This window comes from Actinomadura sp. NPDC048032, from assembly GCF_040653175.1.
Lineage (GTDB): Bacteria > Actinomycetota > Actinomycetes > Streptosporangiales > Streptosporangiaceae > Spirillospora > Spirillospora verrucosospora.
Map to the genome: position 1 here is coordinate 1 of NZ_JBEZJP010000297.1, position 10,300 is coordinate 10,300.

Sequence of the window (10,300 nt, forward strand, 5' to 3'; positions counted from 1 at the left end):
GGGACCTGCGCCGCCGGGACGCCTCGCTGCTGGACGTGCGCCTGTTCGGCGAGCGCGGCCTGGCCGGCGGCTCGATCACGACGCGAGGGGCCGCGGGTCAGCGGCGGTGGGTGTGGGCGCGGGACCAGAGCGCCGCCCAGCCGCCGTGCGCCAGCCATGACGCCGGGACGCGGAGTCCGTGCTCGGCGATCTCGTCCCAGAACACGGCGGTGTCGGCGCCCAGCTCGCGGGCGGCGGGCAGGGCGCGCTGCCAGGGGCCCTCCTCGTCCTCCAGCGTCGTGGCGGGGTAGCCGGGGACGGTGGTGGTGCGCGGCGGCGTCACGGGGACGAGGCCGGTGTCCGGCGCGGCGCAGGTGGTGGCGACCGCCAGCGCGCACAGCGGCTGCGCGGCCGTCGGCTTGGCGAAGGCGCGGGCGATGACCGGGTCGTCCTGGAGGGCGAGCGCCCCGATCGCACGGCGGACGCGGCGCGCCACCAGGTCGAGGGAGTACGCGTCGGCGACGGCGGGGAGCTTGACGAGCCTGCGCAGCGTCTTCGGCAGCGGCGGCTCGCCGAGCAGCAGCGGGAGCTGGTCGTAGCGGTCGCGCAGCGCCGGGTCGAGGGCGTCGAGCGCGGAGCGCAGGGGGCGGTGGCCGGAGGCCGTCCAGAGCCGGACCAGATCGGTGGCGCCCTCGTCCAGGGCGCGGCCGACGGCGCCGGTGAGCTGCGGGCCGCCGAAGCGGCGCAGCCGGGCGAGCGCGGCGTCCGGCCCGGTCCCGGCCACGGCGGCGAGGACGTCGAGCGCCTCCGGGGCGGCCCTCGCCCACGAGCGGACCGCGAGCTCGCCGAGGGCGGGACCGGCCTCCTCGACGAGGCGGGGCGCAGCGCGCCGCCTCGCCGGCCGGGACGGCGGGAGCTCCTCCGGCGCCTGCGGGGCCTCGTCCTCGACGGCGCCCGGGATCGCGGCGACCCACGCGCGGAAGCGCTGTTCGAGGGTCTCGTCCGGCGGGTCGTTGAACCTCGCCGCGATCTCGCTGACGCGCCAGCCCCGTGACGCGGGACGCAGCGGCATCAGCTCCGCGTTCGCGACCAGCAGGCCGTCGGCGTCGTAGAGGCCCGCGAGGCCGCTGCGGCCTGCCCTGGCCTCCTCGACGTAGGCCGGTCCCGCGATGCAGTTGCCCATGTAGTCCGCCCATTCGGCGACGTCCCGGGCACTGCGGCCGATCTTGAGCCGGAGGCGGGTCCCGGGGACGGCCGCGCCGTCCAGGGCGGCGAGCGGCGCGGGGACGGCGAAGTCGCCGGTGAGGGCCTCGGCGATCGCGGTCGCCGACGCCAGGCCCGCGGTGAGGGCCGCCCACGTGCGGGGCGCCCGGGGCGGGACGCCGCCGAGCGCGACCAGCTGCGCCGCGCCGGAGACGGCGCCCATGAGCGAGTCGAGGCGCGGGGTCAGCGGCTCGACGACCGGCGGCGGGTCGTGGACGAACCAGGGATCGCCGGTGCCCGGGGCGGGCTGGGCCCGCTCGTGCCCGTGCAACCGGGCGAGGGCGTCGATCAGGTCGACGTACCAGAGCAGGTCGGCGGCGGTCTCCACGGTCGCCGGGTCCTGCTCGGGGGTGAGCCTGCGGCGCAGCGGCTCGGTGTCGCCCAGCATCGGCCCGCTCCACGGCAGGATGCCGTCCCACTCGGCGGGAGGACGGTCGTACCCGGCCGCCTCCCGCCAGCTCTCCAGGCTGGGCGACCACTCGCGCAGCAGGGCGTCGTGGGTCCCGACCATGTCGCCCATCACCCGTCCGATGTCCTCGACGATGACGAGCGCGAAGTCGCGGGCGCAGGCCAGCCGCGGTCTGACATAGGCGGCGAACTTGGCGTCCATCGGCCGGGCGGCGTCCAGCCTGCGCGCGAGGTCGCGGACGTAGGCGCCGGGACGCGTGGGGAGGCCGGTCAGCCCCGGCACGCGCCGTGCCGCCTTCCCGGCGGCCCAGTCGGGCATCAGGGACGCGGCCGCGCGCAGCACCGGGGCCGACCGCCCAAGGCCGTCCTCCAGGCCGTGGTCGGCGACCGCCGCGGCGGTCCGGAGCAGCGCGGTGGCGGCGATCGCGTCCGCGAAGACGCGCTGGAGGCGCTCGTGCCAGTACCAGCGGCCGGGGGTCCAGCGCGCGATGTCGGCGAGCGAGGGCTGCTCGTCCTCCAGGTCCATGCGCACCTGCCACAGGATGTGCTCGTCGTCGTCGTGGCGGCGGCGCTTGCGCAGGTCGGCGACCCGGTCGCGGCGGCTCTGCGTCGCCAGCCGCGCCTCCCGGCGGGCCAGCCCGGTCCGGTGCTCGGCGACCCGCTCCCACAGGTCCAGGATCAGCGCGAGCCTGCGGGGCGCGGGCACCGCCCCGAGCACCTGCCGCAGGTACCCCGCGAGCACGGACGGCGATCCGCCTGGGGTGAGGTCGACGCCTTCGGGCGCCTCCAGGGCGAGCACCTGTTCGAGCTGCTCGGGTCCGAGGACGTCGCTGGCCGCGGACGCCAGGTGCAGCGCCGCCCAGCGCCCCTCCTCGGCGGCCCGCCCGGCGGCCGCGCCGACCCGCCTGGTGACCGCGGGCCCGAAGAGCGCGACGAGCACCCCGGCCCGGTCGCCGAGGCGGTGCGCGCCGTGGAGGCCGACCGCCCGCAGCGCGGCCAGGACCGCGTCCCGCTGGTCCCCGCGCGCCCCCTCCAGCCGCGCGGAGCGGAACCCGGCGCCGAGATCGACGCCCGCTCCCGCCGCGACGGCGCCCCCGTCGGCGACGAGCAGCGACAGTTCCCGGACAGCGTTCGCCGCGTCCTCCGCCGGCGCCTCCTCGGGGCCGAGAGCGACGGGCGTCCCCGGGTGCGCGTCCGCCCCGTCCAGCAGCCTCCGCGGTCCGGAGGGACGGGCGATCCAGGCATGGCGCCCGGACGCCACCACACCCCCAGAAAGCCGGATCTTCATTCGCCCCATCATCCTCCGGGAGCCCGCACCGGCCAACGGATTTCCCCGCATCCGGCGGCCCGTATGGTTCCCTGTGGTCATGTACGACGTGATCATCGCGGGCGGCGGGCACAACGGCCTGGTCGCGGCCGCCTACCTGGCGCGCGCCGGCAGGCGGGTGCTGGTGCTGGAACGGCTCGGGCACTTCGGCGGGCTGGCGGTCTCCGCGCGCGTCTTCCCCGGCGTGGACGCGCGGCTCTCGCGGTACTCCTACCTGGTGAGCCTGCTGCCGTCGCGGATCGTCCGGGACCTCGGCCTGCGCGTCGAGCTGCGCGGACGGCGGTTCGCCTCGTACACGCCGGTCGGCGACGGCGGCCTGCTGATCGACAACGGGGACCCCGCGCGGACGGCCGCCTCCCTCAGGGGCGACGCCGGCGCCTGGCGGAGGTTCTACGCGATGGCCGGGCACGTCGCCGAGCGCGTCGCGCCGACCCTGCTGGAGCCGCTGCGCGACCGCGCCGAGCTCCGGGACGCGGTGGACGACCGGGAGGCGTGGCGCGACCTGTTCGAGCGGCCCGTCGGGGACGTCGTGGACGAGCGCTTCACCGACGACACCGTGCGCGGCGTCGTCCTCACCGACGCGCTGATCGGCACGTTCGCCGACACCTCCGATCCCTCCCTGCTGGCCAACCGGTGCCTCCTCTACCACGTCGTCGGGAACGGGACCGGCGACTGGAACGTGCCCGTCGGCGGCATGGGCGCGGTGACCGGGGCCCTGGCCGACGCCGCCCGCGCGGCCGGGGCCGAGCTGCGCTCCGGCATGGAGGTCCTGCACGTCGACCCGGCCGGGGAGGTGACCTTCCGGGACGCCGACGGCGCCGAGCACGCCGTCTCGGCCAGGTGGGTGCTGGTCAACATGCCGCGGGAGGGTTCGGCCGAGGGGTCGCAGCTCAAGGTGAACATGGTGCTCTCGCGGCTGCCCCGGCTGCGCGACCCGTCCGTCCGGCCGGAGGAGGCGTTCGCGGGCACCTTCCACATCAACGAGGGCCGGAGGCAGCTCGACACGGCCTACCGCGAGGCCCGCGACGGCCGCATCCCGTCCGTCCCGCCCGCCGAGGTGTACTGCCATTCGCTGACCGACCCGTCCATTCTCGGGCCGGAGCTGCGGGAGGCCGGGGCGCACACCCTGACGCTGTTCGGCCTGCACATGCCGGCGCGGCTGTTCCGGGCGGACCCCGAAGGCTCGCGCGCGGCGGCGCTGCGCGCGACGCTGGCGTCCTTCGACACGGTGCTCGCCGAACCGATCGAGGACTGCCTCCTCCGCGCCCCGGACGGCACGCCGTGCCTGGAGGCCAAGACGCCCGTCGACCTGGAGAACGCGGTCGCCCTCCCGGGCGGCCACATCTTCCACCGCGACCTGTCGTGGCCGTTCGCGGAGAAGGCCGGGGAACGCGGGCGGTGGGGCGTCGAGACCGAGCACCCTCGCGTGCTGGTGTGCGGGGCGGGCGCCAGACGGGGCGGAGGCGTCAGCGGGATCCCGGGCCACAACGCGGCCCGCGCCGTGCTGGACGCCGATTAGGAGCGCCCGCAGGCGCGGTGAAGGGCCGCCACCGCCGCGGCAGGGTCGTAGACCGGCAGCACGGCGGCCAGGTGACCGTCCGGCCGGACGATGTGCACCGTGTCCGGGCCCGCCCGCAGGGCCGTCCGCAGCACCCCTTCGGTGTCGATGGATTCCAGGGCGTGGATCTGGTGGGGGACGTCGGTCGGCAGCCTCTCGGCGCGCCCGCCCTGGGTGAGGACCACGAACCGCCTGCCGAACAGGCGGCGCAGCCGGGTCGGTTCCCCGTCCACGACGCACGGCCCGTCCGGGCAGAGGACGCCCGGCAGCGGCGGGCGGACGGCGCCGGGACCGCGCGGGAAGTCCCCCACCGGCCCGGCCGGGGTCGTCAGCGGCGAGTCCAGGTACCAGAACGGTTCGGCGAGCCTGCCCGAGTCGATGATCGCGCGGGGGTCCGGGTGCGTCCGGGCGGCCTCCAGGGACTCCAGCCGCCGGGCCCTCTGCCGCGGGGTCCGCGGGACGAGGAACTCCATCGTGCGCGTGGTCACCCGCAGGTTCTCCCCGGCGGCGGCCCGGCGCTCGGCGTCGTAGCTGCGCAGCAGCGCGGGCGGGGCCCAGCCGTGCCGGACGAACGCGAGCTTCCAGGCGAGGTTCTCGGCGTCCTGCACGCCGGAGTTCAGGCCGCGGGCGCCGAACGGCGCGTAGACGTGGGCGGCGTCCCCGGCCAGGAACGCGCGGCCGGACGCGAACGCCGCCGCGACCCGCTCGTGGAACCGGTACACGGTGGCCCACACGATCTCGTACGGGACGTCCCCGGTGATCCGGCGGATGCGGGCGTCCAGCGCGCCCGACCTGCGCTCGGCGTCGAGGTCGTGGTCGGCGGGGACCTGCCAGTCGATGCGCCACGTCCGGTCCGGGCACTGGTGGACCAGGACCTGGCGCCCGGGGTTCCACTCGGGGTCGAAGAAGAACCGCCGCTCGCTCGGGAACGGCAGGTCCGCCCGGATGTCGCAGATGAGGAACCGGTCGGTGAAGGTGCGGCCGGGGAAGCCGATGCCGAGCAGCTCCCGGACGGCGCTGTGCCCGCCGTCCGCGCCGACCAGATGGGTGCCGCGCACGGTTTCCCCTGCGGCGCCGCCGGAGCGGGCCTCGACGCCGTCGCCGTCCTGGCTCACACCGGTGACGCGATGCCCGTACCGGACCTCCACCAGCGGTTCCGCCGCGGCCAGCTCCCGCAGCCGCGCCTCGACCTCCGCCTGGGAGATGTTGATCCAGGGCGGCACGGCGCTGCGCCCCGCGTCGGGGAAGGTGACGGCGAACAGCTCGTCCCCGCGGTGGTAGGTGCGGCCGGTCGTCCACGTCACGCCGCGGGCGATCATCGCTTCGGCGCACCCCACCCGGTCGAGCACGTCGAGGACGTCCCGCTGGAAGCAGATCGCCCGGGACCCGGACGGGTCGCGGCGGGCGGCGGCCTCCAGCACCACGCACGGCACGCCGTGCCGCGCCAGCAGCAGCGCCGTGACCAGGCCGACGGGTCCCGCGCCCACGACGACGACCGGTTCGCTGTCCGTCACACGTCCACCCGATCACGTCGCGGCGTTCCCGGCCACCTCCCGGGCGCGCTCGGCGGCCCGCTCGATCGTCCGGTCGGCGACCTCCCGGTCCTGCCAGCCGCGCACGTCGGTGCCCTTGCCGGGCTCCAGGCTCTTGTAGATGTCGAAGAAGTGCGCGATCTCGTCGAGGACGTGCCGGTGGACGTCCGGCAGGTCGCGGATCCCGGCGTAGCGGACGTCCCCGGCCGGCACGGTGAGGATCTTGGCGTCGGGGCCGCCCTCGTCGTGCATCCAGAACACCCCGACGCTGCGCACCCTGACCACGCATCCGGGGAAGGTGGGCTCCTCCAGCATCACCATCGCGTCGAGCGGGCTCCCGTCCTCGGCCCACGTGTCCGGGATGTAGCCGTAGTCCACCGGGTACTGCGTCGAGGTGAACAGCATCCGGTCGAGCCGGATGCGGCCGAGCCGCTGGTCCATCTCGTACTTGTTACGCGATCCCCGAGGAATCTCGACGATCATGTCGATCTCCATGAAACCTCCCCGAAGGGAGCACTACCCACGAGTCGCCCCCGCCACGTCAGTGGGCGGCGGCGTTCCAGTCGGTGCCGGCGCCGATGGCGACCTCCAGGCCGACCGCGAGCGGGTAGGCCGTCGTCATCCCGGTGCGGACGATCTCCCGCACCGCGCCGGCCTCGCCGGGCGCCACCTCCAGGACGATCTCGTCGTGGACCTGGAGCAGCAGGCGGCTGGCCAGCCCCGCGGCGGTGAGCGCCTCGTCCACCCGCAGCATCGCGATCTTGACGATGTCCGCGGCGGAGCCCTGCACCGGGGCGTTGAGCGCCATCCGCTCGGCCGTCTCGCGCCGCCGCCGGTCGTCGCTGTTCAGGTGGGGCAGGTAGCGGCGGCGGCCGAGGATCGTGCGGGTGTAGCCGGTGGCCCGGGCCTCGGCGACGACGTGGTCGAGGTAGTCGCGGACGCCGCCGAGCCGCTCGAAGTAGGCGTCCATCAGCGGGCGCGCCTCGGCCACCGGGATGCCGAGCTGCCTGGCCAGGCCGAACGCCGACAGCCCGTAGGCCAGCCCGTACGACATCGCCTTGATCTTGCGGCGCATGTCCGGGGTGACGTCCTGCGGGCGGGCGCCGAAGACCCGCGCGGCCATCGTGGTGTGCAGGTCCTCGCCGGACTCGAACGCCGCAAGGAGCGTGGGATCCTGCGAGAGGTGCGCCATGACGCGCAGTTCGAGCTGCCCGTAGTCGGCCGTCATCAGCGACTCGTAGCCCTCGCCGGGGGTGAACGCGCGGCGGATGCGCCGCCCCTCCTCCGTCCGGACGGGGATGACCTGCAGGTTGGGGTCGGCGGAGCTGAGCCGGCCGGTCGCGGCGACGGTCTGCTGGAAGTCGGTGTGGATGCGGCCGTCGGCGCCGATCTCCCGGATGAGCCCGGTGACCGTGGAGCGCAGCCGCGCCTGGTCGCGGTGGCGCAGCAGGACCTGCGGCAGGCCGTTGCCGGTCCGGGTGGCGAGCCAGGTCAGCGCGTCCACGTCGGTGGAGTACCCCGACTTGATCTTCTTGGTCCTGGGCAGGTCGAGCTCGCCGAACAGCACCTCCTGGAGCTGCTTGGTCGAGGCGGGGTTGAAGCGGCGCCCGGCGATCCGCGCGGCCTCGTCGGCGGCGCGCTCCATCCCCTCGGAGAAGTACCGCTCCAGCTCGCGCAGCAGCTCCGCGTCGACGTGCACGCCGGCGCGCTCGGCGCGGGCGAGCAGGCGCGAGAGCGGCAGCTCGACGTCCCGCAGGACCTCGTCCATGCCCGTGGACGCCAGGTCGGCGGCGAACACGCCGGCGAGGTCGAGGACGGTGCGGGCGGCCGCCATCAGCCCGGCCGCGCCCTCGTCGGACGGGCGGCGCCCGAGGTGGCGGCCCGCGAGGTCGGCGATCCCGTAGGCGGCCAGCCCCGGCAGCAGGAGGTAGGCGGCCATCGCGGTGTCGGTGGCGATCCCTTCGAGCCGCCAGCCGCGCTCGCCGAACACGCGCAGCAGCGACTTCACGTCGTGCAGCGCCTTGGGCCGGCCGGGGTCGGCCAGCCAGGCGGCGAAGGCCCGCTCGTCCCCGGGGGTGAGGCCGGACGGCTCGAACGACGCCGCGTTCCCGTCGCCGGTGGCCAGCGCGATCCGTTCGACGTCTCCCGCGCCGCGCGTCCAGGTGTGGTCGGCCGCCAGCCCGGTCAGGCCGGTGGCGTGCGTCCCCAGCCAGCCGGCCAGCTCGCCGGGCCCGAGCTCCCGCCCCTGGACGGGCTCCGGCTCGGCGTCGGGCGGAGGGCGCCCGCCGCCCGGGTTCGCCGCGAACAGGCGCTGCCTGATGCTGGCGTTGCGGAACTCCAGCTCGTCGAGCAGGGAGGTGAAGGCCGCCAGGTCGTACGGGCGCCGCCGCAGGTCGGCGGGCCCCACCGGGAGGTCCAGGTCGCGGACGAGCTCGGTCAGCCGCCGGTTCAGCGCGACGGTCCCGGCGGCGGCGCGCAGCTTCTCCCCCGCCTTGCCCTTGACCTCGCCGGCGTGCTCCAGCAGGGCGTCGAGCGACCCGTAGTCGCGGACCCACCTGGCGGCGGTCTTCTCCCCGATGCCGGGGATGCTCGGCAGGTTGTCGGACGGGTCGCCGCGCAGCGCCGCGAAGTCGGGGTACTGCGCCGGGGTCAGCCCGTACCGCTCCCGCACCGCGCCGGGCGTGTACCGGATCATCTCCGACGCCGTCCGGTAGAAGTACAGGACGGTGACGTCGTCGCTGACGAGCTGGAGCACGTCCCGGTCGCCGGTGACGATCAGGACGTCCATGCCGTCCGCCTCCGCCGCCGTCGCCAGGGTCGCGATGACGTCGTCGGCCTCGTAGCCGGGCGCCCGCAGCACCGGCACGCTCATCGCGGCGAGCAGCCGGTCCAGGACCGGAAGCTGGCTGCCGAACTCGCTCGGCGACCGCGACCGGGTGGCCTTGTACTCGGGGAACGCCTCGGTGCGGAACGTCTGCCGGGAGACGTCGAACGCGACGGCCGCGTGGGTGGGGCGCTCGTCCCGCAGCACGTTGGCGAGCATGTTCGCGAAGCCGTACACGACGTTGGTCGGCTGCCCGGAGGTGGTGGTGAAGTTCTCGACCGGCAGCGCGTAGAACGCCCGGTAGGCCAGTGAGTGGCCGTCCAGGAGCAGCAGGCGGGGCCGGTCCGTCATGTGTCACATCCTGGCACCCGGGGCATGGGCATGAAACCGGCGGCGGAGGTGTTGGGGGCGGCATGACCAAGATCGAACTCGGACGGCTCGGGATCTGGCTCCCCTGGCCCCAGCTGAGCCCGGACCTGGCCCGGGACGTGGAGGAACTCGGCTACGGCACGGTCTGGATCGGGGGCTCGCCGGCCGATCCGGACATCGCCGGGCGGCTCCTGGCCGCGACCGGCCGCATCGTGGTCGCCACCGGCATCGTGAACATGTGGAGCACGCCGGCCGAGGAGGCCGCCGCGGCCTACCACCGGCTGAACGACGCGCACGGCGGCCGGTTCCTGCTGGGCGCCGGCATCGGCCACCGGGAGCGGAACGAGGGGTACCGCAGCCCGTACGAGACGATCGTGGACTACCTCGACCGGCTGGACGCCGGGAACGTCCCCGTGGAAGGCCGGGTCCTCGCCGCGCTGGGGCCGCGGGTGCTGCGGCTGGCGGCCGAGCGCGCCGCGGGCGCCCACCCGTACCTGACCACGCCCGAGCACACCCGGTCGGCGCGGGAGATCCTGGGGGCGGGTCCGCTGCTGGCGCCGGAGCAGAAGGTCGTGCTCGACCCCGATCCGGTGCGCGCCCGCGCGATCGCCAGGGAGACCCTGGCCCGCTACCTCGCCCTGCGCAACTACGTCGCCAGCTTCGAGCGGCTGGGGTTCACCGCCGACGACTTCGCGGGCGGCGGCAGCGACGCGCTCGTGGACGCGCTGGTCGCGCACGGCGACGCGGCGGCGGTCGCCGCGCGGCTGGAGGCCCACCTGGAGGCCGGGGCCGACAACGTCGCCGTCCAGGTGCTGACCGAGCCCGGCGGCGATCCCCGTCCCGCCCTGCGGTCGATCGCCGAGGCACTGCTCTGACCGAGGCACTGCTCTGACCGAGACGCCGCTCTGGCCGGCCTCGCGCAGGCCGGGCGGACATGGCGAGGGACGCGCCCGGGGCCGGGCGCGTCCCTCGGTGTGACGGGTCCTTCAAGAGGGTCGATGGTTTGCGCCGCCAAGATACCGCTGAGACGGCTCCCAGCG

6 protein-coding genes are annotated in these 10,300 nt (G+C 75.7%); 2 read left to right on the forward strand and 4 right to left on the reverse strand.

The annotated features are described in order from the left end of the window. Positions 1–97: 97 nt before the first annotated feature. Positions 98–2,938 carry a hypothetical protein gene (locus AB0C69_RS29635; RefSeq protein WP_360358414.1) on the reverse strand — a complete coding sequence of 947 codons (2,841 nt, stop codon included), beginning with the start codon at positions 2,936–2,938 and terminating at the stop codon, positions 98–100. 79 nt (positions 2,939–3,017) lie between these two features. On the opposite strand from AB0C69_RS29635, the gene AB0C69_RS29640 reads away from it, so the two are divergent. Then, entirely contained in the window at positions 3,018–4,496 is a 1,479-nt protein-coding gene (locus tag AB0C69_RS29640; RefSeq protein WP_360358415.1) for an NAD(P)/FAD-dependent oxidoreductase, read from the forward strand. Here AB0C69_RS29640 and AB0C69_RS29645 read toward each other — a convergent pair. The 3 genes from AB0C69_RS29645 to polA are packed head-to-tail and all read right to left on the reverse strand — an operon-like array spanning position 4,493 to position 9,242. Continuing rightward, the gene (locus AB0C69_RS29645; protein ID WP_360358416.1) at positions 4,493–6,049 is read right to left on the reverse strand and encodes an FAD-dependent monooxygenase; all 1,557 of its coding nucleotides are present in this window, start codon (positions 6,047–6,049) and stop codon (positions 4,493–4,495) included. The genes AB0C69_RS29640 and AB0C69_RS29645 overlap by 4 nt on opposite strands. 12 nt (positions 6,050–6,061) lie before the next feature. After that, positions 6,062–6,562, reverse strand: coding sequence for an inorganic diphosphatase (locus AB0C69_RS29650; protein WP_360358417.1), 501 nt, complete (start codon positions 6,560–6,562; stop codon positions 6,062–6,064). A 46-nt stretch (positions 6,563–6,608) separates the two neighbouring features. Next, the gene (gene polA / locus AB0C69_RS29655) at positions 6,609–9,242 is read right to left on the reverse strand and encodes a DNA polymerase I (protein ID WP_360358418.1); all 2,634 of its coding nucleotides are present in this window, start codon (positions 9,240–9,242) and stop codon (positions 6,609–6,611) included. A 62-nt stretch (positions 9,243–9,304) separates the two neighbouring features. Here polA and AB0C69_RS29660 point away from each other — a divergent pair, with 62 nt between their 5' ends. Further along, on the forward strand, positions 9,305–10,135 hold the full coding sequence (locus AB0C69_RS29660) for an LLM class F420-dependent oxidoreductase (protein WP_345180564.1): 831 nt from the start codon (positions 9,305–9,307) through the stop codon (positions 10,133–10,135). Positions 10,136–10,300: the final 165 nt, after the last annotated feature.